At 52.7% G+C, this 25,435-nt stretch carries 20 protein-coding genes and 1 pseudogene; 13 read left to right on the forward strand and 8 right to left on the reverse strand.

Features of this window, described 5'->3' with window-relative positions; translation table 11 throughout:
* The first annotated feature begins 2 nt into the window (after positions 1–2).
* Positions 3–1,049: a ferric ABC transporter ATP-binding protein gene (gene fbpC / locus C3708_RS18630; protein WP_095280917.1), complete on the forward strand. Its 1,047-nt coding sequence runs from the start codon at positions 3–5 to the stop codon at positions 1,047–1,049.
* Between the two features lie 187 nt (positions 1,050–1,236).
* Here the strand turns inward: fbpC and mmuM are convergent, their stop codons facing one another.
* Positions 1,237–2,169, reverse strand: coding sequence for a homocysteine S-methyltransferase (mmuM, locus tag C3708_RS18635; RefSeq protein ID WP_103949955.1), 933 nt, complete (start codon positions 2,167–2,169; stop codon positions 1,237–1,239).
* Positions 2,156–3,556 carry an S-methylmethionine permease gene (gene mmuP / locus C3708_RS18640; protein WP_095280915.1) on the reverse strand — a complete coding sequence of 467 codons (1,401 nt, stop codon included), beginning with the start codon at positions 3,554–3,556 and terminating at the stop codon, positions 2,156–2,158. The genes mmuM and mmuP overlap by 14 nt, the downstream gene beginning before the upstream one ends.
* A gap of 417 nt (positions 3,557–3,973) precedes the next feature.
* Here mmuP and C3708_RS18645 point away from each other — a divergent pair, with 417 nt between their 5' ends.
* Together C3708_RS18645 and C3708_RS18650 are read left to right on the forward strand one after the other, a co-directional pair.
* Positions 3,974–5,083, forward strand: coding sequence for an AI-2E family transporter (locus tag C3708_RS18645; RefSeq protein ID WP_103949956.1), 1,110 nt, complete (start codon positions 3,974–3,976; stop codon positions 5,081–5,083).
* Positions 5,084–5,204: 121 nt separating this feature from the next.
* Positions 5,205–6,989, forward strand: a complete 1,785-nt coding sequence (locus C3708_RS18650) for a diguanylate cyclase (RefSeq protein WP_095280913.1) — start codon at positions 5,205–5,207, stop codon at positions 6,987–6,989.
* Between the two features lie 42 nt (positions 6,990–7,031).
* On the opposite strand, the gene C3708_RS18655 is transcribed toward C3708_RS18650, so the two are convergent.
* The 5 genes from C3708_RS18655 to C3708_RS18675 all read right to left on the reverse strand — a co-directional run bounded on the left by C3708_RS18655 (position 7,032) and on the right by C3708_RS18675 (position 11,172).
* Complete coding sequence (locus tag C3708_RS18655; protein WP_095280912.1) at positions 7,032–7,667, reverse strand: hypothetical protein; 636 nt, start codon at positions 7,665–7,667, stop codon at positions 7,032–7,034.
* A 12-nt stretch (positions 7,668–7,679) separates the two neighbouring features.
* Positions 7,680–8,441: a PD-(D/E)XK nuclease family protein gene (locus tag C3708_RS18660; RefSeq protein WP_103949957.1), complete on the reverse strand. Its 762-nt coding sequence runs from the start codon at positions 8,439–8,441 to the stop codon at positions 7,680–7,682.
* 64 nt (positions 8,442–8,505) lie between these two features.
* Positions 8,506–8,802 (reverse strand): hypothetical protein, encoded by a 297-nt coding sequence (locus C3708_RS18665; protein ID WP_095280910.1) that lies wholly within the window; start codon positions 8,800–8,802, stop codon positions 8,506–8,508.
* Positions 8,803–8,901: 99 nt separating this feature from the next.
* Entirely contained in the window at positions 8,902–9,507 is a 606-nt protein-coding gene (locus C3708_RS18670) for a class I SAM-dependent methyltransferase (RefSeq protein ID WP_103949958.1), read from the reverse strand.
* A 111-nt stretch (positions 9,508–9,618) separates the two neighbouring features.
* Positions 9,619–11,172, reverse strand: coding sequence for a peptide MFS transporter (locus C3708_RS18675; protein ID WP_095280908.1), 1,554 nt, complete (start codon positions 11,170–11,172; stop codon positions 9,619–9,621).
* 741 nt (positions 11,173–11,913) lie between these two features.
* Between C3708_RS18675 and C3708_RS18680 the strand changes: the two genes are divergently transcribed.
* The 9 genes from C3708_RS18680 to C3708_RS18720 all read left to right on the forward strand — a co-directional run bounded on the left by C3708_RS18680 (position 11,914) and on the right by C3708_RS18720 (position 22,036).
* The gene (locus C3708_RS18680) at positions 11,914–12,570 is read left to right on the forward strand and encodes a LuxR family transcriptional regulator (RefSeq protein ID WP_103949959.1); all 657 of its coding nucleotides are present in this window, start codon (positions 11,914–11,916) and stop codon (positions 12,568–12,570) included.
* Between the two features lie 16 nt (positions 12,571–12,586).
* On the forward strand, positions 12,587–14,035 hold the full coding sequence (locus tag C3708_RS18685; protein WP_103949960.1) for a capsule assembly Wzi family protein: 1,449 nt from the start codon (positions 12,587–12,589) through the stop codon (positions 14,033–14,035).
* Positions 14,036–14,260: 225 nt separating this feature from the next.
* Complete coding sequence (locus C3708_RS18690; protein ID WP_103949961.1) at positions 14,261–15,277, forward strand: iron ABC transporter substrate-binding protein; 1,017 nt, start codon at positions 14,261–14,263, stop codon at positions 15,275–15,277.
* 97 nt (positions 15,278–15,374) lie between these two features.
* On the forward strand, positions 15,375–16,877 hold the full coding sequence (locus C3708_RS18695) for an iron ABC transporter permease (protein WP_103949982.1): 1,503 nt from the start codon (positions 15,375–15,377) through the stop codon (positions 16,875–16,877).
* A 1-nt stretch (position 16,878) separates the two neighbouring features.
* Positions 16,879–17,904, forward strand: coding sequence for an ABC transporter ATP-binding protein (locus tag C3708_RS18700; RefSeq protein ID WP_103949962.1), 1,026 nt, complete (start codon positions 16,879–16,881; stop codon positions 17,902–17,904).
* A gap of 98 nt (positions 17,905–18,002) precedes the next feature.
* Positions 18,003–18,479 (forward strand): WbuC family cupin fold metalloprotein, encoded by a 477-nt coding sequence (locus tag C3708_RS18705; protein ID WP_103949963.1) that lies wholly within the window; start codon positions 18,003–18,005, stop codon positions 18,477–18,479.
* A gap of 155 nt (positions 18,480–18,634) precedes the next feature.
* On the forward strand, positions 18,635–20,278 hold the full coding sequence (locus tag C3708_RS18710; RefSeq protein ID WP_103949964.1) for a sensor histidine kinase: 1,644 nt from the start codon (positions 18,635–18,637) through the stop codon (positions 20,276–20,278).
* Positions 20,256–20,948 carry a response regulator gene (locus C3708_RS18715; RefSeq protein ID WP_103949965.1) on the forward strand — a complete coding sequence of 231 codons (693 nt, stop codon included), beginning with the start codon at positions 20,256–20,258 and terminating at the stop codon, positions 20,946–20,948. Before C3708_RS18710 ends, C3708_RS18715 begins: the two co-directional genes overlap by 23 nt.
* Before the next feature lie 605 nt (positions 20,949–21,553).
* A complete protein-coding gene (locus C3708_RS18720) occupies positions 21,554–22,036 on the forward strand; it encodes a SymE family type I addiction module toxin (RefSeq protein WP_103949966.1) in 483 nt (160 codons plus the stop codon).
* A gap of 193 nt (positions 22,037–22,229) precedes the next feature.
* Here the strand turns inward: C3708_RS18720 and C3708_RS18725 are convergent.
* Positions 22,230–23,747 (reverse strand): annotated as a pseudogene (locus C3708_RS18725) (hypothetical protein).
* Positions 23,748–24,424: 677 nt separating this feature from the next.
* On the opposite strand from C3708_RS18725, the gene C3708_RS18735 reads away from it, so the two are divergent.
* On the forward strand, positions 24,425–25,315 hold the full coding sequence (locus tag C3708_RS18735) for a hypothetical protein (protein WP_103949967.1): 891 nt from the start codon (positions 24,425–24,427) through the stop codon (positions 25,313–25,315).
* Positions 25,316–25,435: the final 120 nt, after the last annotated feature.

Genomic DNA, 25,435 nt, shown 5'->3' on the forward strand with positions numbered 1-25,435 from the left:
CTATGACTCAGAAACATTTCGTTGAACTGCGCAATGTCACCAAGCGCTTCGGGACTAATACCGTTATCGAGAACATTAACCTGGCGATCCCGCAGGGACAGATGGTGACACTGCTCGGCCCGTCCGGCTGCGGCAAAACTACCGTGCTGCGCCTGGTCGCTGGGCTGGAAAAACCGACTGAAGGACAGATTCTGATTGATGGCGAGGATGTGACGCACCGTTCCATCCAGCAGCGTGATATCTGCATGGTGTTCCAGTCTTACGCTCTGTTCCCGCACATGTCGCTGGGCGAGAACGTCGGCTACGGGCTGAAAATGCTCGGCGTGTCGCGCGCGGAAACCAAAGCGCGGGTGAAAGAGGCGCTGGCGATGGTCGATCTGGAGGGGTTTGAAGATCGTTATGTCGATCAGATCTCCGGCGGCCAGCAGCAGCGAGTGGCTCTGGCGCGCGCCCTGATCCTAAAACCAAAAGTGCTGCTGTTTGATGAGCCGCTGAGTAACCTCGACGCCAACCTGCGCCGCAGCATGCGCGACAAGATCCGTGAGCTGCAAAAGCAGTTCAACATCACCTCGCTGTACGTGACCCACGATCAGAGCGAGGCGTTTGCGGTGTCGGATACGGTGCTGGTGATGAACAAAGGCAACATTATGCAGATTGGTTCGCCGCAGGATCTGTATCGTCAGCCCGCGTCGCGTTTTATGGCGAGTTTTATGGGCGACGCCAACCTGTTTCCGGCACGCTTTAGCGAGGATTTCGTCGAGATCTACGGCTATCGTCTGCCGCGTCCAATACACTTTGCGCATGACGGTGAAGGCTCGGTCGGCGTACGCCCGGAGGCGATCACTCTGAGCGAGCGCGGGGAAGAGAGCCAGCGCTGCACTATTCGGCACGTCGCCTATATGGGACCGCAGTACGAGGTGATTGTGGAGTGGCACGGGCAGGAGATTTTGCTGCAGGTCAACGCCACGCGTTTGCAGCCGAACGAAGGGGAAAATTATTACCTGGAGATCCACCCGTACGGGATGTTTGTTTTAGCGGATGCAGCGTAATAAAAGCAAAAGGCAACCGCAAGGTTGCCTTTTTAGTGTTTGCTCCCTCTCCCTGTGGGAGAGGGCCGGGGTGAGGGCACCAGCGCGCACTTTTCCCCCTAACCCTCTCCCTCAAGGGAGAGGGGACTGTTTGGTGCGGCCTTCTTACTTGTAGGCCGGGTAAGGCGCAGCCGCCACCCGGCGATGTTCAGCGCAGAGCTTTAAGCTCGGCTATATCCTTCGGCGTCGTACGACAGCACCCGCCAATCAGCTTCGCCCCTGCTACAACCCACTGCGGCAAATACCCCGCCAGCGTCTCGCAGGCTTCACCGTGATGGTGCCAGGTTTTGCTCACCGCGTCGTAATGTTCACCGGAATTCGGATACACCACCAACGGCTGCGCGGTCAGCGTGTGCAGATGCTCCAGCGCTGCCGTGGTGTTTTCTAGCGCGATGCAGTTGATCCCCAGCGCCACAATCTGCGGATTATTCGCAAGCGTTGCCACCACTTCACGCAGCGGCGTGCCATCGCTCAGATGTTCGCTGTCGCGCAGGGTGAACGAGAACCACGCGTTCGCGCGAGGATAGTTTGTCAGCAACTCCGCCAAAGCTTTGATCTCCGTAAACGACGGCAGCGTTTCGCAGGCCAGCAGATCGGCTCCCGCGTCCAGCAGGGCTTCCACCCGCGAACGATGAAACTCGCTAAACTCCGCCGCACTGCGCACGTAATCCCCGCGATACTCCGAACCGTCCGCCAGATACGCGCCGTACGGCCCAACCGATCCGGCCACCAGCAGCGTGCCCGCCTGCGGATTTTCCGCCAGATATGCTTCCCGCGCCTTGCGCGCCAACTCCACGCTTTTGCCGATCAGCGCACGTGATTGCGCCTCGTCATAGCCACGTGCGGCAAAACCCGCCGCCGTCGCCTGATAGCTGGCGGTGATCGCCACCTGCGCGCCAGCGCGGAAATAATCGAGATGCACTTCGCGGATCAGCTCCGGGTTTTCGACCAGCACCTTGGCGGACCACAGGCTATCGGCAAGATAACACCCGCGCGCTTCCAGCTCCGTCGCCATCGCGCCGTCCAGCACAATAAAAGGCTGTGCTTCAAGGAGGGCGATAAGCGGATTATTCTGCGACATGTTCAGGCTCCTGGGTTTTCGGGGTTTGAGTCAGGTAATAGGCACCATAACACAGAGCGACGAACGGCAGCCCGCAGTACAGGGCGATACGCTGAGTCGGGTCAAACGCCAGCCCAACGCACGCCACCACGCACAGCACAAAGCCCAGCACCGGAACCAGAGGATACCAGGGCGCGCGATACTGCAAATCTGCCAGCGGTTTTCCGGCCTGAAGGTGACGACGGCGGAACATAAAGTGCGACGCGCAGATGCTTATCCACACCGCCACCACCGCAAATCCGGAAATAGCGGAGAGCGCGACAAACACCGTGTCTGGCGCGATGACGCTGGAGAACAGCGCCAGTACGCCGCCGAGCATACTCACGGAGATCGCCATCAGCGGGACGCCATTTTTATTGACCTTCGCAAAGCAGCGCGGCAGCGTTTTCTCATTGGAAAGCGACCACAGCATGCGCCCGGATGCATACAAACCCGAGTTGGCCGCCGAGAGGATCGCCGTCAGGATCACGAAGTTAAAAATATCAGCCGCATAGGGAATGCCGACTTTTTCGAACACCAGCACGAACGGGCTTTTTTCGACGCCCGCCTGCTGCATCGGGATCAGCGCCGCCAGCACAAACACGGTGCCGATAAAGAAAATAATCAGACGGGCAATGGTGGTGCGGATCGCCACCGGAATCACCTTGTGCGGATTCTGCGTTTCACCCGCCGCGATGCCGATAAGCTCGGTCCCGGAGAAGGCAAAATTGACGGCCACCATCGTCATCAGGATCGGCAAACCGCCGTGCGGGAACCAACCTTCAGCGGTGATATTCGCCAGCCCCGGCGCGGGTGAGCCATCCTGCATCGGGATAAAACCAAAGATCGCCGCCCCGCCGAGGATGATAAAGGCGATGATGGTGATGACTTTCACCAGCGAGAACCAAAATTCCCCTTCCGCGAAGAAACGCGTGGAGATAACGTTTAGAGCAAAGATGACGGCGCAGAACACCACGCACCAGACCCATACCGGAACCTGCGGGAACCAGTACTGCATACAGAATCCGGCAGCGGTAAAGCTTGAGCCAAGCGCGACCGTCCAGGTGAGCCAGTACAACCACGCGACCGTATATCCGGTCGCCGGACCGAGATAGCGTGCGGCATAGACGTGAAACGCCCCGGTCTCCGGCATCGCCACGGAGAGTTCACCCAGGCACTGCATCACCAGCCACACCACCAGCGCACCGATGAGATACGCCAGCAGCGTCCCGGCGGCACCGGTGGTGGAAATGATATAACCGGTATTGAAAAACAACCCTGTCCCAATCACGCCACCCAGCGAAAGCATAATCAGGTGACGAGTTTTCATGGTGCGCTTTAGCTGCCCATTTTCTTGTTCTGTTTGCATATTACCTTCTAAACGTATGGACATCTAAACATCCAAAGAAGGTTCGTTATACCGTGATTGTTAACAAAAAGCTAGCCGTGAACCAGCCGCAGCCGGGCGCGGCGCGCGCTGAGACGAGGGTGATGTGTGAGAATGACGTAGAGAATCGGTCGCCAGGCCATAAGCACCTCCACAAGCAGATACCTACAGCATGGCGCGAGGTACTGACCTCTTCGGTCAGTCGAAAGTGGTATCTGCTTATGATGAACTCATGCGCGCGTTGCCGGGCCTGCGGATTGACCGGGTTTGGTAGGCCGGGTAAGGCGCAGCCGCCACCCGGCTTCTTTCACGGCAGCAATGTGATCCACCCAACAAAATTGGTAAATCTGCCAAAGGGTTCTATAGTCGACTCTGTTTCTTAGCCACCAGGACTCGCTAATGCGCTTTAACGGACTGACTAAAGGTTTCTTCATTCTTATTCTCGCCATTGTCTCAGTGGCTTTCTTTGACATCCTCGCGCCCTACTTCTCCGCCGTGCTATGGGCGTCAATCCTGGCCGTGATTTTCCATCCGGTGAAAAACAAACTGCGTGGCTGGGTCGGGGAACGCAACGGCGTCGCATCGCTGCTGACGCTGCTGATTATCTGCCTGATCGTGTTTACGCCTCTGATCGTGATCCTCTCTTCACTCGCCATCGAGCTGAACGTGGTTTACACCAAGCTCCAGCACACTAATCCGCAGTTCCCGGAAGTGGTCGCGAGCCTGTTTGCGCATTTACCGGACTGGGCGCGGAATTTCCTCGTCGAGCACAACTGGGATAACGCAGCCCAGATCCAGCAAAAACTGTCTGACGTCGCCCTGAAAGGTGGACAATACCTGGCGGGTAGCGCTTTCTTGATTGGCAAAGGGACGTTTGGTTTTGCGGTCAGCTTTGGCGTGATGATCTATCTGCTGTTTTTCCTGCTCAAAGACGGGCCGTATCTGGTGCGCCAGATCCTCGATTCGCTGCCGCTGTCGGACTTTGTTAAGCAGCACCTGTTCGCTAAATTTGCCGCCGTCTCGCGCGCCACGGTCAAAGGTACTGCGGTGGTCGCCGTCGTACAGGGACTGCTGGGCGGGATCGCCTTTTACATTGCGGGCATCGATGGCAGCGTTCTGTGGGGCGCACTGATGGCATTTCTGTCGCTCATCCCCGCCGTCGGCTCGGCCATTATCTGGGTGCCTGCCGCCATCTTCATGTTTGCCACGCAGCAGCTGTGGCAAGGGTTCTTTATCGTCGGCTTCTTCGTGATTATTGTTGGGCTGGTGGATAACATCCTGCGTCCGCTGCTGGTTGGGAAAGACACCAAAATGCCGGATTACCTGATTTTGATCTCCACGCTGGGCGGTATGGAAATTTATGGCATCAACGGATTTGTCATTGGGCCACTGGTCGCCGCGCTGTTCATCGCCTGCTGGAATTTGCTCTCCGGTCGCGATCACGCGGGGAACGTAGACGAAATCGACGAGGCTTTCATCGAAGAAGGGAAAAATCCTTCCGATTTGTGATTCTCTGACCACAAACCACAAACAGGCGGCCCTTGGCCGCCATTTTTTTGTCACGCAAAATCATGCGTTTCCTATAATTTCAAAAGTGCTATCCCACACATGGCTGAAAAGGATCCAACAGGTGCGAATTGCCACCATAACGAACTGGGCCTACGGTGCCACGGTGTGCCTGACTCTCGCGTCCGGCGTGGTCATGCTGTTGGCATCGAATGCCGATAATGCCGAGCGTCAGGCGGTTGAACAGCGCCAGGTTTTTGATCAACTGACCGAGGAAGTTGAAACCGATGCATGGTCACTTTCGGATTTGGCGCGTCTGTACGTCGTCAATAAAGACCCCGACGCGCTGAAGGAATATCGTCAAAAAGAACAGGTGATGCAGAGCATTGAACATCGTCTAAACAGGTTAAAGGATTCAGGTGCGACAGACGACGAACTGGCGCTGTTGCATGAGGGATTAAAGATTGTTGATGAGCTGCAGGACGAGCAGCAAACCGCATTAGCCAGCCTGGCGCGCGGCGAAACGGCACCAGCAATCGCACTGCTTTATGGCAAACCGTACGAACAGGAACTGGACCGCGCACAGGATCAGATAGACCATTTCCATCTGATGCTGGACAGACGCGCCAATAATGCGATTGAGCAAGCGACCAAGGCGTCGCGAACATTGCGCACGCTGTCGGAAGTAATGGTCGGGCTGACCGCCCTGCTGTTTTTGTTCGTGATGGGCTTTATTTTAAAACGCCGCGTGCTGCGCCCGGTAGTGCGTCTCAGCGATGTCGTGCATCGACTGGCATCGCAGGATTACGCCGTGGAAACACCCAACTTTAACCAGATCGATGAGATCGGCGATATGGCGCAGGCGATCCGCATTTTCCGCGAGAACGGCCTGGTGCGACAGCAGCTGGAGAAAGAGCGCGACGCCGACTGGGCGATCCGCGAGTTGCTGGCGCGCATGACCCAACGTCTGCAGGGCTGTGAGAATTTCGCCGATGTGATTAACGTCGCCCAGCTTTTTGCCCCCAATATTGCGCCGGGCATTGGCGGGCAGCTGTATATTCTCGATCGCGATCCGTGGCAGATGCGCTGCGTTGCTCAGTGGCTAACGCCAGATACAAAACAAGCCCCGTTTCATCCGGATGAATGCTGGGCGGTGCGTCGCGGTCAGAGCCATCCGCCGGTCAACGGTGAACCGGATATCGCCTGCTATCACCTGCCGGAATCTGCGGCGAATCAGTCGCTTTGCGTGCCGCTGATCGCACAGGGGGAAGCCATCGGTTTGCTCTCTTTCCAGAACATCACCCCGGAAACGGCGCCGTCTCGCGCCTATCTGGAACTGATGGCTGAAGCACTGGGTCTGGCGCTGGCTAACCAACGCCTGCGCGACGCCCTGCTGGAAAAAGCGTTGTACGACCCCTTAACCGGCCTGCGCAATCGCCATCATCTTGAAGACAAAATGCAAACCCTGATGAGCCAGGCGTTGCGCAATGATGAGCCGGTAAGCTGCCTGATGATCGATATCGACCACTTCAAGAGCATTAACGATCGATTTGGTCACGAAGCGGGCGATCAGGTGATTAAAAGCGTGGCGGCCATCGTTCAGCGTGCCGTTCACGACAACGGTATCGCTTTCCGCTACGGCGGCGAAGAGTTTCTGGCACTGCTGACGGACATCGATGAAGAAGGCGCTCACGCCTGCGCCACCGAGATTTATGAGGGTGTACGCGCCTTATCCCTGCGCTACGGGCTGGCGGAGATTGGCCCGGTCGATGTGTCGATCGGCATCGCCAGCTATCCGCAGCACGCCCAGAGCGATAACCTGCTGCGCGCGGCAGACGTGGCGCTATATCGCGCCAAAGAGCTGGGACGCTCGCGGATTGTGAGTTTCGGGATGCTGGAGGCGGGGTAACGACACGCCCGAATAAACATGATTCGGGCGTGAGAAGGGTATTCAGTCTTTTTGCAGCGGCACCAGAATCTCATCGAAAAGCGGCACGGCTTCTTTCAATTTGGCTAACACCTCCTTTAGCGGATCGAACAACGTGTGCTCGGGAGGAAACTTGCCATACTCTAGCCAGCACTCTGAGAGTTGCCCACCATCCAGATATAACGGGATAAAGAAATTACCTTTCCCATGATCTTCAAATCCCATTGCGGCTAACTTTTCAAGCACTGGACGTGTTTTTTCATTCACATAGTGCTTCAAATTGCGCACGCCGCCGTAAATACTGTTATCCAGGGCCAGACGAAAACCAAAAGCAGTTTTTTCGGTCGCATTATGCGTTAATACCGCCAGAAAATAGTCCTCAACCCGGCTGTCAGTCTGATAATTTTCAAACCAACATTTGCATTTGTCTTCAGATACATACCAGCTTGATGGCGAAATCCAGAGATAATCTTTATCTTCAATATTGGAATTCCCATGCCAGTCATTCGCCAGAACACACTGTTTTACGCATTGATCAAAAGCTTTTATGAAGGCAGGTTCAATCTGATTTTCAAAAACAACGGCCGCCTGGTTAAACATCTTCAGTTGCGAAAGAAGCAGCGCACCCGCCTGCCGTTCCTCATCATTGTAATAGGTCATTTTTTTCCTTATTTATAACTTACGCATGTGATCGATAAAACTGATTGCCGAACAGGCCGCCATCAGACGTGCGTTTGAAAGGGGCTTTGATGATGTGATTTCCTGATAGGTATCTGCAACGGCATTATCAAATGCCAGAGCAAGCTGTCGCCACGAAATCGCCGGGATATGTTCAGGTAAAACGTTGGGTCCAGCCGTTTGCGACGCCCCTCCATGAGTGGTTAAAAACACCACAGCCCAGGGACGAATACCGGCCCTGGCGACAGCTTCATCACAATAGCGTTGCATTTGATTTTCCTGTTCCCCGGCCCTTATTTTGACCTCGATTAACAAGAAAAACGTATCGCTATCCATTTCTATATCGACACGATTGCGACTATCGCCAGTAGGGTTTGTCTCAACCTGAACCCGGCAATAACGCTTGAATTCTGCGGGGAATTTACCTTCACTTCGTTTGTGAAGTATTTTCAATAACGCGTTAAGTGGGCCTGGACCAAAACCATGACTCCCCGCCGGGTCCAGTAGCCATGCCAGCAGCGTCGAGTTACGTACTTCATTGTGGCCTATCCCCCCAGCGTGCCACGGATCAAAGCGAAACGAATAATGACGTATAGCGAGAAGGGGTTTGTTCAGCGCGGTGAAAAAATGTTGCAAAGCATCAGGCTCTGGAAATAAGACGGGATTTGAGCGGTCATCTGAAATGTTCAGGCCCTTTGGCCATTGCTGGAAAAATAACGCTAATTTTTCCGCTAATCCAGATTGGGTTTGTTCCATTTAATATATCATCCGTAACAATGGGTATATATAGTTGTATCGGCAATATGTCTTCAAAACTTAATTAAATTTCGTTTTGCTCTCGCCATTGTTTTACCATTTCATCCGTTACCTCATTCTTATAACAGACTGGAGCATACCCTCCGGCCTTGCTCCATGCACTACGTCGGCCACATGAGCTACCATTTCTTGCTCGATTAAAAGGGCACGCGCAGACGCTGGGATAAGAGGCAATAGATTCTGCAATAACATTTTCTTTAACCTTCGCATCCGACACACCATTGTTTTTTGCCATCGCGCTGCTCGTCATAAAAACGCAGCACGCAGCCAAAATCGCCATCAAATATGGTCTAATTTTCATTTAAATTTCTCATTAAAAGGAAGAAAGCAAGTACACATTAGGACGAGAATAAATGAAAAGTTATGATGTAAAACAATAAAACATATTTGCTGATGAATCTCAGGCTCGTTGGCACAGCCAGACCGAATGACCGCCGCACTCTGGATCTTCAAACATCACATCGATGACCGCGAAACCAATTTCCGCCAGCCGTTGCCGGTACTCATCGGGTGACAGGCTGGCGTGATACAGCGGCTCGCCCTCAAATTCCCCCATCGCGATACCGTTGTCCGTCCCGCTGGTGAACATCAATACCCTGCCAGGATGGCTGTGACGCGCAAAAATCGGGAACATCTGGCGCTGATCGTCTTGTGTCAGGTGGAAAAAACTGTCCCAGGCGATCAGCCCGTCGAAGGTTTCTTCCAGCGCCATCTGGCGCATATCCAGATTCACCCAACGCTGTTCTGGAAACGCCTGAAGCGCCCTTTCCAGCATCGCAGACGCACCATCGACGCCCGTCAGCTGATAGCCGTGGCGGATAAAATGTTCCGCGATAGGTACTCCGTTACCGCAGCCGATATCCAGAATCGAGCCGTTTGATCCGATCAGCCGGGTAAATTTGTCCAGCCAGCCTTTTTCCATCAAATGACGGGCGCGCAGCCGCGCAAAGGCGCAGGCATGAGTCTCGTAGATATTCAGGATATTTTTCGCGGCGGCATCAGACATGTCTAGCCTCGTTTGGATGGGGTTTGTGCAACGTTTATACCTTACCCAACGGGCTGAAAACAAAAAAACCGGCGCAGGTGCGCCGGTTTGTGCGTGCGAATAGCGTGCTTATCAGGCGTTAGTCACCGGTTTCGACTCAGTTTTAGTCTGAGCGTTTTCTAGCATCCGACGCACCGGAACGATCAGCACCGCCAGAACAGCGGCACAAATCAGCAGTGCAATTGAGCAACGCGCGAAGAGATCCGGCAGCATATCCAGTTGGTCAGCTTTCACGTGACCACCGATCAGGCCCGCCGCCAGGTTACCCAGCGCGCTGGCGCAGAACCACAGCCCCATCATCTGGCCGCGCATTCTCTCTGGTGCCAGCAGGGTCATGGTCGCCAGACCGATCGGGCTAAGACACAGCTCACCCAGCGTCAGCATCAGAATACTGCCCACCAGCCACATCGGGGAAACGCCTGCTCCGCCGCTGCTCAGGACATTTTGCGCCGCCAGCATCATCAGGCCAAAGCCCGCCGCCGCGCACAGAATGCCGATAACAAACTTGGTCATGCTGCTCGGACGCAGGCCTTTTTGCGCCATCATCGGCCATGCCCAGCTAAACACCGGTGCCAGCAGAATGATGAACAGCGCATTGATTGACTGGAACCACACGGCTGGAATTTCAAAATCACCGATCATGCGGTTGGTGTAGTCGTTCGCAAACAGGTTAAACGAGGTCGGTTTTTGCTCAAACGCGGACCAGAAGAAAGCGGCAGACACCAGGAGGATAAAGCACACCAGCAGACGCGCGCGCTCTTTGCGATTCAGACCGGCAAAGACAAACAGGTAAATGAAGTACAGTGCCACCGAGATTGCAATTACGTAGACCAGCATACTGGCCACCGCGACGGGGTTGATAACAATGATGCCCTGCGCAATCAAGGTAATGACCACCGCCACACCGACGGCCAACGCCAGCAGCCAGCCGCCGACGCCATTTTTCTTCGCCACCGGGCTGTTCCAGGTGGAATCCAGACCGACTTCGCTGTCGTAGCGTTTCATCGACGGGACGGCAAACAGGCGGAAGATAACCAGCGCGACCAACATCCCGATACCACCGATGCCAAAGCCCCAGTGCCAGCCGTGAGTTTTAATCAGCCAGCCGGAGATCAGCGGCGCGATAAACGACCCCATGTTGATGCCCATGTAGAACAGGGAGAAGCCGCCGTCACGACGCGCATCGCCTTTCTTGTAGAGCGTGCCGACCATCACCGAGATACAGGTTTTGAACAAACCGGAACCGAGAACGATAAACATCAGGCCGATAAAGAACAGGTTGTTACCCATAAAGGCCGAGAGCGCGATCGACAGATGGCCGAGCGCAATCAGAATCGAGCCGTACCACACCGCGCGCTGCTGGCCGAGCCAGTTATCCGCCAGCCAGCCGCCCGGCAGTGCCGCCAGGTACATGCTGCCCGCAAAAATACCGACGATAGCCGATGCGTTCTCGCGTGCCAGCCCCATGCCGCCGTCATAAACGGTCGCAGCCATAAACAGAATCAGTAACGGACGAATACCGTAGAACGAGAAGCGCTCCCACATTTCCGTAAAGAACAGCGAGCCAAGAGGATAAGGATGACCGAAGAAAGTTCGACTTTCTTTTTGATTAACAGAGGATTGCATAATTCTCCCGAAGAGGTGTGTCGTGTTGCAAATCACCACCAGATTGTTTGCCAGCCCAAGATGTGCAAGGCCAGTCTTTTACATCCAGCGAAATATTATTTAACCATTTGATAACCGGACGGTGGTTTTGTCTAGTGCCCGGAGTAGGACTTTAAGATGAAAATTCGATAGATGTCTAGTTTTGTAGATTTTTTGTTTGATAAAAGTCGGTAATTATTGACATCAATGCCAAGACCACAGCCCCTTCTGAGAACGAAATAGCGACGCAAAAACGCCTCTGCTTTACTTCACTGTTGAATTATTTTTTTCAATATTATGAACATTCAAATAACTGCTTAATGGGTCTACGATTAGACCCACAAAAAACTTGAGTGAAAGACACTCAATATATAAGAATGCAAAATAAGAACCCACACAGAAGCAAGGAGAGCTTTAAGACAGCACCAGGGAAATTAATTCTCCTTAAACCAGGAAAATGACAATAGAGGAATCAAAGCGGGACGGTATCACGCCAATCTGCGGGACGGATTTCACCAAAAAACTCTGGGGGTAAAAGTTTGTATCTTTTATCAAAAATAATGAAAGCGCTGATCGTGATTGTTCTTGTGAGTTCTTTTATTTGGGCATTAATACCTGAATCAGAAGCTTCTCTTCATTATTCTCATCGTGGTCGCGCATGCACTTCAGGTGCGTTGTGTTTATTATAATGGGGGTGTTATTGCTGTACCCTCAATCTGGTTTATGATGATAAAAATAATTATTGATGAATGCGACAGTTTTTACCGACACGGCATGAATGCGTTGCTTGGTAAGGTATTTCTGGAACAATTTGATGAATGTATTTCAGTCACCAGCGAAATGGCACCACACAGCATCGCGATGGCGGATGTGATTGTCCTCGGGCTTTCGCCCGGAGAAATCAGTATCTGCCACCCTTTCTTACATGCACGTAAGAAAAACAGCCTGATCCTCGGGGTTTACGAAGGCAACCACAAACCGCAGTTTGATGATCTTCCACTGTGTTTTAAAAATATTATTTTTATCAATCGCACTGAACCTGTAAGCAGAATTAAAAAGAAAATATTCCACGGCTGGGAAAGCAGTCGCACGCAGTCAATCTTGCCTCATCACTGGAAGTGTCATGACTGCAAACATAAAACGCTTTCGCCACAGCAGATAAATGTCGCAACGCATTATTACCGGGGTGACAGAGCAGAGCAAATTGCCGGAATTATGCACATTAGTGTGAAAACTGTTTTTACGCATAAAAGAATGATCATGGGTAAGTTTGACGTTCATTCAGATTACGAGTTATTCACTTTACTAAAAGTCATGAAGGCGCTGAATCACAACACCCCTGACTTTCTCGAAGCAGAAAGAGAGTTGAAGCGGGCATAAACCACAAAGGATGTGTATGAAATTGTCGCCACCATTACTCTGGTCCTTCATTGGAATAAGCCTGATATGTGCTCCGATGTATATTCAAGCTGCTGGGCTTGTCTCTGCCGATAATATACTTCGAAGCGATCTGACATGGCTTAATAACCGTAATATTATCAATATCAATCTGTCCACCTGGCCGCTTAGCCAGGAAGAAATTGAGCATGCGCTTCACACCGCTAAAAGCCAGGATAATCCAGCAGCCCAACGGGTGATCATCAGGGTATTTTCTCGTCTGGGTGACATTAAAGCGCCTCTCAGACTTAACACCTGGACGCAATCAGCAAAGCCGACATTACCGACAGGTTTTAACGCTTCAGAAACCAGTGCCAACGGTGTCCGAGCGGCGCTAGAGTTCAGCGGAGAATCCTGGGATATCAATTTACAGGGACAACGCGAGCACGATCGGTATATCGATGATATGACACGTGGAAATCTGAACGGGGCCTTTGCCGGGATGAACGTTTTCAATCAGTGGATCGCCTTCGGGGAAATACCGCAATGGTGGGGGCCGGGCAATGACGGAAGCCTTATTCGCTCTGATGCAGCGCGTCCGGTCGTTGGGTTTATAATGCAGCGCGCTGAACAGTCTCCGTTTGAATCCCCGTGGCTCTCCTGGGCCGGACGCTGGCAATATCAGCTTTCCGCAGGGCAGTTACGTCAGTATCACAGTCCTGAAGAACCGAAGCTGATCGGCGGGCGACTCACCTTTACTCCCGTAGATTCTCTGGAAACTGGATTTTCCAGAATCATGATGTGGGGAGGCAAAGGTCGTCCAAATGATATGGCCTCGTTTCGCGATGCTTTCCTGGGGCGAGATAATACGGGAAGTCAGGCTCGCGACCCCGGCAATCAAATGGCGGGGGCGGATATTAACTGGAAGCTATTCACTCTCACCGGGCTTCCGCTCTCAGTGTATGGGCAGGTCATCGGAGACGATCAGGCCGGTGTTTTACCCTCACATAATACGTTCTTAGCCGGTCTGCAGGGGAATTATCTTTGGGGCAACCGGCAGGTAAACGGGTATCTCGAAGCTGCGGATACGCGTTCAGGAATGAAAAAAACCGGCAATATTTATTATCACTATTGTTACCACGAGGGCTATTACCAGCAAGGCGCTTCTCTGGGAGAGGCGATGGGCGGCGACGGGACGCGTTTTTCCGCAAAGGTTGAGCTGGTACTGGAAAATGAACAGCGTTTTAGCACCCGGCTAGTGTGGGCAAGAGTCAACCGAGAATCGCAGGCCATCAATAGCAGGTATCCTCACGCAGATACGTTAAAAGGCGCAGAGCTGGGCTGGTCTGCGCCGGTCTCGAAAAGGGTAACGCTCGCGCTGGGAGCCTGGTATGTGGACAGCAGCACTCAGCAAAATGATGTGGGAATAGCCGCGAAGCTGGATTTTTTCTGGGCTGATGGCGTTTAAATGCTCAGAACAAAATAATTCACTCATCTTAAGTCTTTTTTAATCTTTCCTTTGGTCGCACTTATCAAACTGGTGTTTTATGCCAGAAAAAGTGCGATCACCCCGATTTCGCTGCCTTCTACACAAGTGATAATAACTTTCATTATCATCCTTTAATAATTGTGCTGTAATCCGCCTCGTTATGCTTTCTGGTGCTAATGACTCACTTTTATGAAGGATTAACTTATGAAATTTGGCGTATCGTCTTTATGCTCCCTCGCGATGATGACTTCCTCGATGCTGCTTGCGCCGCAGGCAATGGCAGCCGACAACAACGAAGGCATCGTGGTGTATAACGCGCAGCATGAGAACCTGGTTCAGGCATGGGTGGATGGCTTCACCAAAGAAACCGGCATCAAAGTGACGCTGCGTAACGGCGGCGACAGCGAGTTGGGTAACCAGCTGGTGCAGGAAGGCAGCGCGTCCCCTGCCGACGTGTTCCTGACCGAAAACTCTCCGGCGATGGTGCTGGTTGATAACGCCAAATTATTTGCACCGCTGGATGCCGCGACGCTGGCTCAGGTGGCCCCTGCTTACCGTCCAGAGCATGGCCGCTGGACAGGCATTGCAGCCCGCAGCACCGTGTTCGTTTACAACCCGGCGAAACTGACCGAAGCACAGCTGCCGCACTCGCTGATGGATCTCGCAAAACCTGAGTGGAAAGGCCGTTGGGCGGCGTCTCCATCAGGGGCGGATTTCCAGGCTATCGTCAGTGCCGTCTTGGCCCTGAAAGGTGAAAAAGCGACGCTTGAGTGGCTGAAAGCGATGAAAACCAACTTTGTGGCTTACAAAGGCAACAGCACGGTGATGAAAGCCGTGAACGCCGGTCAGATTGATGGTGGCGTGATCTATCACTATTACCGCTTTGTCGACCAGGCGAAGACCGGCGAAAACAGCAAAAATACCCAGCTCCACTACTTTAAACATCAGGACCCAGGCGCATTCGTCAGCATCTCCGGCGGCGGTGTGCTGGCTTCCAGTAAGCACCCGCAGCAGGCTCAGGCCTTTATGAAGTGGGTCACTGGCAAAGCGGGCCAGGAATCTCTGCGCACCAACGACGCGTTTGATTATGCGGTGGGTGTGAACGCGGCATCCAACCCGAAACTGGTACCACTTAAAGCTCTGGATGCGCCAAAAGTTGAAGCGTCATCGCTTAACAGCAAAAAAGTTATCGACCTGATGACTCAGGCTGGCCTGCTTTAATCGTAACAAACGTGGTGAGTGCTGAATGTCCGTAGTGAATGTTACTGATAAATCCATCGCGGCGCGTCCGGTGTCACAGCACCGCCCCGCGCCCGTGATGGTGATAATGGCGGTGGTGTTTTCGCTGCTGTCGCTGATCCCGCCGGCCTTTATTGTGTACATCGGTTTTGATACCGGCTGGGATACCGTTAAAGCACTCATCTTTCGCCCGCGTGTTGCTGAGTTGCTCAGCAACACGCTGTTATTAGTCCTGGTGACCGTGCCACTGTGCGTGTTTGTGGGGGTGCTGCTCGCCTGGCTGACAGAACGAACCACCCTCGCGGGCCGCAGGATTTGGTCGATGCTGGCGGTTGCCCCACTCGCCATTCCGGCGTTCGTGCAAAGCTATGCCTGGGTGAGCGCCGTGCCCTCGATTCACGGTTTGAGCGCGGGCGTTTTCCTGTCTGTGCTTGCCTATTACCCTTTTATTTATCTGCCCGTCGCCGCCGTGCTGCGCCGTCTGGACCCGACGCTCGAAGATGTGGCGGCCTCGTTAGGCACGCCGCCGCTGCGCGTCTTTTTCCGTATTGTCCTGCCGCAGCTGCGCCTGCCAGTATGGGGCGGTGCATTGCTGGTCGCACTGCACCTTCTGGCGGAGTACGGCCTGTATGCCATGATTCGCTTCGACACCTTCACTACCGCCATTTACGATCAGTTCCAGTCGACGTTCAGCGGTCCGGCGGCCAATATGCTGGCGGGCGTGCTGGCGCTGTGCTGTCTGGCTATTTTGACGCTGGAAGGTGCGACGCGCGGTAAAGCACGCTACGCGCGAGTCGGGGCCGGAGCGCCCCGCGAACAAAAACGCGGGCAACTTCATTACGCCTCTCAGTGTCTCGGGCAAGTTTTCGCCTTCGCGGTGATCCTGCTGGCCTTTGTGGTGCCCCTCGCGGTGCTCTGTCGCTGGCTGTGGCTGGGCGGTATTGAGAACTGGAACCAGGCCAATCTGTGGCTATCGCTCCAGCAAACCCTGGTGCTCGCCGCCAGCGGTGCAATACTCACGCTGCTTGCCGGTGTGCCGATTGCGTGGCTCTCGGTGCGTCATCCTCGCCCGCTGTTCCGCATGCTGGAGGGCTGTAATTATTTCACCAGCTCGCTGCCCGGCATTGTGGTGGCGCTGGCGCTGGTCACCGTGACCATTCACTACGCGCGCCCCATCTACCAGACCGAAATCACGCTGTTCCTGGCGTACCTGTTGATGTTCGCTCCACGCGCACTGATCAACCTGCGCGCGGGCATCGCTCAGGCACCCGTAGAGCTTGAAAACGTGGCCAGAAGCTTAGGTAAAACGCCCGCCACCGCGTTGTGGAGCGTTACGCTGCGCCTTGCCGCACCCGGTGCCGCCGCAGGAGGCGCGTTGGTTTTCCTTGGCATCTGTAATGAGTTAACCGCCACGCTGCTGCTTTCACCGCTCGGCACCCGCACGCTGTCGACCGGGTTCTGGGCGTTGACCAGTGAAATTGATTATGTCGCCGCAGCGCCTTATGCCCTGCTGATGATCCTTATCTCACTGCCGCTCACCGGCATTCTCTACGTGCAGTCACAAAAACTCGCAGGGTTGTAAGATGATTGAGTTATCGAACATTTCGAAGAAATTCGGCCAGACCACCGTGCTGGACGACCTGAACCTGAAAGTCGAAGCCGGAAGCAGAACGGCGATTGTCGGGCCGTCCGGCTCCGGTAAAACCACCCTGCTGCGCATTCTTGCCGGATTTGAAACCCCGGATGCCGGGCAGATCACACTGAGCAATCAGGTGCTATTCGACCAGCACACCTTTGTCCCCGCCCATGAGCGAGGCATTGGTTTTGTGCCGCAAGAAGGTGCGCTGTTTCCGCACATGAAAGTCGGCGACAACATCGCTTACGGTCTGAAAGGCTCGAAAGAAGAAAATCGCCTGCGCGTGGCGGAATTGATGGAACTGGTGTCTCTCGATAATCGTCTTGCCTCACACTGGTCGCATGAAATTTCCGGCGGTCAGCAGCAGCGTGTGGCACTGGCCCGCGCGCTGGCGCAAAAACCGGCGTTGATGCTGCTGGATGAACCCTTCTCGGCGCTGGATACCGGCCTGCGTGCCGCCACGCGCAAAGCCACGGCGGATTTACTGGAACAGGCCGGTGTCGCCACGATTCTGGTGACGCACGATCAGCAGGAAGCGCTGTCGTTTGCCAGCCAGATTGCGGTCATCCGTAACGGGCGTTTTACCCAGGTCGGCACGCCAGTGGAGGTTTACTCCCGGCCTGTAGATGAAGAGACCGCGCTGTTTCTCGGTGACGCATTGATTTTCGCGGCGCAAGTGCAGGATGGCATGGCGCGGTGTTGCCTGGGCGATGTCTCCGTCGGCAATCCGCACCTCACGGGCAACAGACGCATTATGCTGCGCCCGGAACAACTGAGGATTATGGCTGACCATCCGCAGCCAACAGCGATAGTCAGCGAAGTGGATTTCACCGGCCATCTTTCGACGCTGACCTTAACGTCCCCGGACTGGCCAATGGCGTTGCAGGTCAAAACCTTGAGCCAGCAGCACTGGCAGAAAGGTGCGGCAGTCAAGGTAACGATCAACGGCCAGGCCTGCGTGTTAGCCGCCTGATACATTTGTTACAGCCGCCCGCTTTTCGGCATGCAGGGCGGCTGTTACTCTTGAATTCCGGAGCGTCGTGCTCGTCAGCAAAATGTCAGGCAACTCAAATGAAAACTATCACTCTCAGTGACATGCGTCAGCAGAGCGACGCGGCAGCCAGTGCCCCACGTTTACGCGCTCATCGTAATCTTCACCCTGAATTAAGCGACCTGGTACAACGCCTGGCCATTGCGATGGAACCGGGCACCTATGTCCGACCTCACCGCCATCCGCACACCTTTGAACTGCTGTTTGCGCTGAGTGGCCGTTTCCTGGTACTCAACTTTGATGACGAGGGCAATGTCACGCATCGCGTGGTGCTGGGCGAAGAGTGCAAGGTCGTTGAAATGGCGGCGGGCACCTGGCACTCGGTGCTGTCGTTAGATCACGGCGGCGTGATTTTTGAAGTCAAACACGGCGGCTATCAGCCGGTAGCGGAGGACGATTTTGCCCGCTGGTCCCCGGCAGAGGGGGAACCGGCCACCGCCGAACTGCTGCGCTGGTCAGCGGAGGCGCAAATCGGCGACACCGGTTTTAAAGCCTAATCATCGCGCTGCGCGAAGCTCCTGCCCCGCTTCGCGCGCCTTTCCCCATCGGAAGTCTTAGCCAGGTTCACAACTCTGCAACATCCTGATTCCGGCACTTCTGCCCGCATGCTAGGCTGCGATCATGTCCATCAGCCTCCTTCGTTGCAGGCCACATGAAACCCAGATTCCCTTTTCAGGTGAAGCTTTTTCTGTCGCTGGTGCTCTTTTCCTGCCTGCTGCTGGCGATTTTGGGCGGGATTTTGTATCACGTCATCGACAAACAGTTGCATCATGATTTAGGCCAGCGTGCACGGGTGCAGGCCAGTGAAATTGCCCTGATGCCGGGGCTGGCAGAGAAAGTCGAAGCCCGGGATATCGACGGCATTGCTCGCATAATCCAGCCGCTACGCGATCAAAGCGATGCCAGCTATTTCGTGATCGGCGATGTAAACGAGCAGCATCTGTATCACTCCGAATCGCCGGAGCGCCTGAACCTGCCGATGATTGGCGGTGATAACGCCGAGGTGCTGCGCGGCAAAACCATTATCTCGATGCGCCAGGGCGGCATTGGCGTATCGCTGCGCAGCAAAGCGCCCATTTTCGATGCGCGTCATCAGGTGATTGGCATTGTTTCCGTCGGCTATCTCACTTCTTACATCGCCAATATCAACGCGCGTCTGCTGTGGCAGGCGGCATTGTATGGCGTTGCCCTGCTGTTGCTTTTGTTTCTCTTTTCGTGGATTTTCACCCGCAACGTTAAAAAACAGATGTTCTGGCTGGAGCCAAAAGACATTGCCCTGCTGGTACGGCAACAAAAAGCGCTGCTGGAAGCGATGTATGAAGGCGTTTTTGCTGTGAACGGCGAGCGACAGCTGATTCTGATTAACCGGGCCGCGCGGGAGCTGCTCGATTTGACGCAGACGGAAGAGAAGCTGATTGGCAAACCGCTGGACCAGGTAGTGCATCTTCCTCCGGCCTTTTTCGCCGACAGCGGTGTGGCACAACATGACCAGATTACGGTACTCAATCAGAAGCAGATGATCGTTAACCGCGTGGCGATTACGCTGGACCCAGGCGAAGCCAACGGCTGGGTGTTTAGCTTCCGCGATAAAAATGACATCAACACCCTGAGTAGCCAGTTAAGCCAGGTCCGGCGCTACGCCGACAACCTGCGCATCATGCGCCACGAACAGCTGAACTGGACCGCCACGCTGGTCGGCCTGCTGCAAATGCAGCGCTATGACGATGCGATTCACTACATTCAGGCCCAGTCGGAGGGCGCGCAGAAGGTGCTGGATTTTGTCTCCTCGCGCTTTACCTCGCCGGCGCTGTGCGGGCTGCTGCTGGGGAAATATGTCAGCGCGCGGGAAAAAGGGATCGAGCTGCAGTTTGATCCCGTCTGCCAGCTGATGCGCATTCCTCCGGGGATCACCGAAACAGCGCTGATGTCGGTGCTAGGTAATCTGCTGGATAACGCCGTGGACGCCACGCTGAAAACGCCCCTGCCCCGCGCACCGGTTGAACTCTATATTTCCGACCGCAATCGAGATCTGCTGATTGAAGTCGCCGATCAGGGCAGCGGCGTGGACGATGCGCTGAAACCCCATCTTTTTGAACAGGGCGTGACCAGCAAACCGCAGACAAACGATGAACTGGCGGGGGCCGAGCACGGAATTGGCCTCTATCTGGTGGCTGGCTATGTGCAAGGGGCCGGTGGCAGCATTGAAGTGACGGATAACACGCCGCAGGGCACGCTGTTTTCGGTGTTCATTCCTTTTGAAACAGGAGGAGTCCATGACGCACAGCCAGCCGCTTGATGTGGTGATTGTGGAAGATGAGCCGCATCTTGCCGAACTGCATCGCGAGTATATCGAACAGAATTTCCACCTGCGCGTCGTCGGGATCGCGAGCACGCTTGAGCAGGCTCGCGCCCTGTTGCAACGCCACCAGCCGCGGTTGATCCTGCTCGATAATTATCTCCCGGACGGTCAGGGCGTGGATCTGATTGACAGCCCGTTACTGAAAAGCTTCGAATGTTCGGTGATCTTTATCACTGCCGCCAGCGATATGCAGACCTGCAGCCACGCCATGCGCAGCGGCGCGTTTGACTACCTCATCAAACCGGTCTTTTTCCAGCGCCTGCGGGCGTCGCTGGAACGTTTTATGCTGCTGGTCCACACCCTGCGTCAGCAAAAAGTGGTCGATCAGCACGCGCTGGACAAGCTGTTTAATCTCCCTGCCGCCGACACCTCCGCCGTGCCGTCGACCAAAGGCATCGAACCCAATACCCTTGAGCGGGTGAAACAGGTTTTCAGCGACGATCCCGACACCAACTGGTCCGTGGAACAGGTGGTGGAAAAAACCGGCATCAGCAAAACAACCTGCCGTCGTTATCTGGAATACTGCGTGGAAGCAAAGTTGATAAGCGCGGAACTGCAGTATGGCAGCATCGGGCATCCGCGAAGGTTGTACCGAAAAGTCCCGTAACAACCGCCCGGTGGCGCTGCGCTTACCGGGCCTACAGGGTCATCACGCTTTTGTCGGCCGGGAGGTTTTGGGATGGGCGGTTTAAAACACCCGCCCGGCGGCGCTTCGCTTGCACGGGCCTACAGGGTCATCACGCTTTTGTAGGCTGGGAGGTTTTGGAATGGGCGGTTTAAAACACCCGCCCGGCGGCGCTTCGCTTGCACGGGCCTACAGGGTCATCACGCTTTTGTAGGCCGGGAGGTTTTGGGATGGGCGGTTTAAAACAACCGCCCGGCGGCGCTTCGCTTGCACGGGCCTACAGGGTCATCACGCTTTTGTAGGCCGGGTAAGGCGCAGCCGCTACCCGGCAATTCGCGGGCACCGTTCAGCCATTCCTGCAATCGTTACATTCCCCTGCACTTTTCGCTGAAGCGCCACCGCATTTAATAACTTTGCCCGTAATCACATCGCCTGTATTTATATCCAGCAAGGTAGAATAGGCACGCGCGCAATAAACAAGGTTCGAACCAGGGAATAAAAAGAAAGGGTATTTAAGAAAGCGCAGCGCAAAGGTGCTGGAACACCTTCACGCCGCTAACCACAAACAACTGACTAAGGAGTTATTTATGGCTGAGCAGAAGTGTATGCCAGATCCTATCGTGGCCCAAACAGATCTTCCGGGATCAGCGGCGAATGATCGTTTTCCCGAGGTGACTCGCAAAACCAGCGCCCGCCGTCTGCACGGAAAAGCGCCCGATGCCGCCGCGATCCACCCCAGAGCAGACACCCCGGAAACCAGCGCCGCCTGCTGCGAGCTGCATTCGCGGATCCGCCAGAGCTATATTCCCCTTCAGGGCGAGTGGCTGAAGAGAGCCGGGTTTTTCGACGGAATGCCGGTCAAAATCCGCGTCATGCCGGACTGCATCGTCATCACCCCGCAAAACACCCACGAACTGTGGGGCTGCCTGGAAGGGCTGAGCATCATTGATATTAACCAGCGCAAAGTCGCCACCTGGCTCAAAACCTTCCCCTATCCCCTGAACGATACCGGCAATATCCCGGCGATCCGCCGTAAACCGGAGGATGGATTGATTCGCGGGGGAAGTTGACTGGATAGCTCCCGGCCTGAGGGCCGGGAGAATTTGGTATGGGGGAATGGCTGTTTTGAGCGAAAAGAAGAAGTTCCAAATTTCTCATAACAACTGTTGAGAACAACTCCAATTATCAAGCTTACTGGTACCTCTGCCAGGCGTACTTAGAGGTCTATGTCTAAACCACCCGCTATGCAGGTGGTTGATTTACCTAATTCGGCCTTGCTTGAATCGAAGACTCTATAGCTGCTCGGAATTCCGGAGCATCACTTCTTAATCGATAATCATCAAGTGTATTGAATATTTCTAGCAGTTCTTTACGATAATGCGGCGGTGCCGAATTACCTACGCCTCTAGTTGTGAAAATTAATAATGAGTCAGCGACGTCTTTTAATTTTTTATTCCTTTTCAATCTAATGTAACAAGATACAATTATAGCAAGAATATCTTTCCTAGATTTCAAAGTGAGTTTTGCATTAGGCAGAACCAACTCCAGCATAGCACCAAGTAATTTAGTAGCTTCTTTTGAAATATAATGAATATCGAAATTTTCTGTTTCTTTATTTTCTTGAAGGATGTCCTCTTCATCTATCCATTCGCATTGTTCTGCCCAATTTGTGGCGACGCTAAATAAATGACAGAGAAGGAAGTGAAAAGGTGTTTCCCATTCACCACTATATTCATTCGACTGCCTATTCATATTCTTTATAATTTTCTTTGCAAAATATGTATAGTAATGCAGCCATAAATGATCCTGAAGACCCTGATGAATACCTTCATGAACCATGATTTCAAACAGCGTGACCCCAGAGTAAATAGGACATTTATACTTCGAAACATCGGAATAGGAACCTAAAGATTTATTTAGTGTAGCAATGATTTTTTCATCTTCATCTAACCTCCAGTAGAGATAGTCACCGATGTCACGGTATATTGCTAAATCAGCCGCAAACTTGGCATTGGAAAAGAAAAAATGTAATATACGGTTGTTTTTCGGAATCAACAAACGATGTCCTCGACTAACGTTAAGATTATTTTTAAGCTCAACATATAGACGACTGTTAGGTGAACCGAGTAATGAACTGATAAAATTAGAAGTAAAGTCAGAACGAACTATTGGCTCGATCTTGATTAACTCAAGGCAGAGGGATGGGTGCGCAAGTGCAAAATGATTGGTAAGTTCAGGTGATGAGACAATATTTAACAATGCTTCATGTGCATATTCGGCAGCTGTCTCGCGATTAGAGATGCGGAGATTGTTAGCTATCTTATCAAAAAGTCGATTCTTCACCGGACTATCAATTATTGATATCAATTTTTCTAGTTGAGGTGCCAACAATTGTGCCAGATCATCGTATCGTTTAGTAAGGTGCAAATTTTCCACTAACTCTAGAAAGATTCCTGTTCTTCCAACTGAGAGTTTAGGTTTTTTTAAGCGAAATAAAATGTAAATAGCAACTGCGAGTTATATCAGGTATACGGCACTTGAACTATCTAATCCCCATTTCCAGGGGCCAAAACTAAAATATAAGTCTAGTGCTTTTAAAGCTGGTGCAAACACTAAATAATTACTTAGTAAGAATGCAAACCCAACAATTGCCCAATCCCTCCACGCCAGGCAGAACCTTAAACGTAGTCGAGCGTTTGGCGTAATAAGGGCCCATACGGCAGCAATAACGCCCAGTATGGTAAGTAGACTTGAAGTATCAATTTTGGTTGGCGGTGTCATAATTTCTCTTGTAATCATGGTTTGATGTACATCTGAATGGCTTCACATGATAAGGCTCTTTGTATGATAAATCAGAACATTATGCACGATTAACAATACCCTCAAAATGGCATATTTTAATCGAAAATGGCATTAAATGGACACTACTTGTCCACACAAGGTTTTTTCAGTCAGCTTTTCCCGACTAACGTTTGGGTGTCCTATTGAAATTACGCTCCTTACAAAAGCAACACTGCAGCTGTATGTTTGTCATAGGGATTGTGCTAATCAAATTACTGAAGCTTAAGGTCCGCTCCTGGCACAGTGCGGACCTTCATTAACTCATGCCAGAGCAGCCAGAATGGACGTTCAGGAAATTCTGTTCAGACTAACACGCCACAAAATGTTGCATGTGCCAAAATGTTATGTGAATTGCTGGCGTTTCGTCTGCTGCAACTGCGCGGCCAGTCGAAAAACTGCTGGCATAACCCGCCCTCGATGCGCCGGTGCGGTCGCAGAACTGCTGGCAAATCGCCGCCGTTACGTAATCCTCTCGCCACTTTGGACGTTCAAGTGTTTCTGTCCAGCACGACTGGTTTGGAGGGATCTAACTTGATAGAATCCTAGTGCAGTCATATCACCTTATAATAATTTATTAATTGGTTTATGGGAATATTAATCCCATACAAGGAATATAAATGACGGAAAGAATTGCAATAACAGATGAAGAATTAAATAGACCAGAAATGATTGAGTTGGTAACTTCCGTCCCTGCCAGCCTACTTGATATTAACTCTCCTGGTATATCTCCCGAAGTTAGAAAAAAAATACTTAAAGACAAATACAAACAGAGAGTAATTGCAGATGGTTTAGAGACCGGGCAAATAACATTAACAGAAAGGGGGTATGTATTCAGTTCATATCAAACACCAAGCTCTTTTGCTGGGCTTGTGTTCGAGGCTTACCTTGTAGAGCAATTTAACAGTAATGAAAAGGCTGGCCTGCGAGCATTTCAGTGGTGCACAGAAAGGTCAGAAGGGTGGTCAAAAAAACCTTTCCTGGATTGCAAGGCTGTCGGAACAGGACTGTTATCTACAAAAAGACAGCTGATTGGTCATTTTTCGCCGCATAGTAATGCCGATATTATATTCATTCGTAAAAACCCCAATGTAGATGTTATGGAGCCAGTATTAATTCATGAACAAAATAACGCAGCATCCATACAGGTTAAAAGCATAAAATTCAATTTCAAAGAGGAGGTAGTCGATAAAGTTCTGTCAGGGAAATACAGACGGGTCATAACTATGTTGAGCGATCATGATAAAAGACCGTCATGGAGCATTTGCCATAATATTTTACTAAAAATGTGGCGCTCCGAAAATATCACCCAAGCAGAATATGCTGATGCGATTAGTAGAATTCAGGGGCCTGAATATTTTGAGCTAAATCAGCAAGACTCAGATGACTACCATGAATATATTATGGAGTGGCACCGTGGGCAGGTAAAACCTACAGACCATATTACTGAAGCAGTCTCTCAGGAGATAATTGGTTATAAATACGAGAACGGCCTGCTGGTTCCTGTTTAAGCCACGACTGACTGGACGTTCATGTAATTCTGTCTATTAAACCAGTTTTCAGCGTTCTGGAACCAAAGTCGGCTATATTGCTACCAATCCGAACCGGTTCCAGCCCAAATCACGCCACAT

It is taken from the genome of Lelliottia sp. 7254-16, from assembly GCF_002922995.1.
Lineage (GTDB): Bacteria > Pseudomonadota > Gammaproteobacteria > Enterobacterales > Enterobacteriaceae > Enterobacter > Enterobacter jeotgali.

What these genes read in the sequence shown, in the direction of transcription:
- C3708_RS18685 (WP_103949960.1), top strand. Translation starts at nt 12,587, where the DNA reads ATGAAATTGTCGCCACCATTACTCTGGTCCTTCATTGGAATAAGCCTG.
- C3708_RS18655 (WP_095280912.1), bottom strand. Translation starts at nt 7,667, where the DNA reads ATGACCTATTACAATGATGAGGAACGGCAGGCGGGTGCGCTGCTTCTT.
- C3708_RS18720 (WP_103949966.1), top strand. Translation starts at nt 21,554, where the DNA reads ATGGCTGAGCAGAAGTGTATGCCAGATCCTATCGTGGCCCAAACAGAT.
- C3708_RS18715 (WP_103949965.1), top strand. Translation starts at nt 20,256, where the DNA reads ATGACGCACAGCCAGCCGCTTGATGTGGTGATTGTGGAAGATGAGCCG.
- C3708_RS18700 (WP_103949962.1), top strand. Translation starts at nt 16,879, where the DNA reads ATGATTGAGTTATCGAACATTTCGAAGAAATTCGGCCAGACCACCGTG.
- C3708_RS18690 (WP_103949961.1), top strand. Translation starts at nt 14,261, where the DNA reads ATGAAATTTGGCGTATCGTCTTTATGCTCCCTCGCGATGATGACTTCC.
- C3708_RS18695 (WP_103949982.1), top strand. Translation starts at nt 15,375, where the DNA reads ATGGTGATAATGGCGGTGGTGTTTTCGCTGCTGTCGCTGATCCCGCCG.
- C3708_RS18660 (WP_103949957.1), bottom strand. Translation starts at nt 8,441, where the DNA reads ATGGAACAAACCCAATCTGGATTAGCGGAAAAATTAGCGTTATTTTTC.
- C3708_RS18665 (WP_095280910.1), bottom strand. Translation starts at nt 8,802, where the DNA reads ATGAAAATTAGACCATATTTGATGGCGATTTTGGCTGCGTGCTGCGTT.
- mmuM (WP_103949955.1), bottom strand. Translation starts at nt 2,169, where the DNA reads ATGTCGCAGAATAATCCGCTTATCGCCCTCCTTGAAGCACAGCCTTTT.
- C3708_RS18675 (WP_095280908.1), bottom strand. Translation starts at nt 11,172, where the DNA reads ATGCAATCCTCTGTTAATCAAAAAGAAAGTCGAACTTTCTTCGGTCAT.
- C3708_RS18705 (WP_103949963.1), top strand. Translation starts at nt 18,003, where the DNA reads ATGAAAACTATCACTCTCAGTGACATGCGTCAGCAGAGCGACGCGGCA.
- C3708_RS18710 (WP_103949964.1), top strand. Translation starts at nt 18,635, where the DNA reads ATGAAACCCAGATTCCCTTTTCAGGTGAAGCTTTTTCTGTCGCTGGTG.
- C3708_RS18680 (WP_103949959.1), top strand. Translation starts at nt 11,914, where the DNA reads ATGATGATAAAAATAATTATTGATGAATGCGACAGTTTTTACCGACAC.
- mmuP (WP_095280915.1), bottom strand. Translation starts at nt 3,556, where the DNA reads ATGCAAACAGAACAAGAAAATGGGCAGCTAAAGCGCACCATGAAAACT.
- C3708_RS18735 (WP_103949967.1), top strand. Translation starts at nt 24,425, where the DNA reads ATGACGGAAAGAATTGCAATAACAGATGAAGAATTAAATAGACCAGAA.
- C3708_RS18670 (WP_103949958.1), bottom strand. Translation starts at nt 9,507, where the DNA reads ATGTCTGATGCCGCCGCGAAAAATATCCTGAATATCTACGAGACTCAT.
- fbpC (WP_095280917.1), top strand. Translation starts at nt 3, where the DNA reads ATGACTCAGAAACATTTCGTTGAACTGCGCAATGTCACCAAGCGCTTC.
- C3708_RS18645 (WP_103949956.1), top strand. Translation starts at nt 3,974, where the DNA reads ATGCGCTTTAACGGACTGACTAAAGGTTTCTTCATTCTTATTCTCGCC.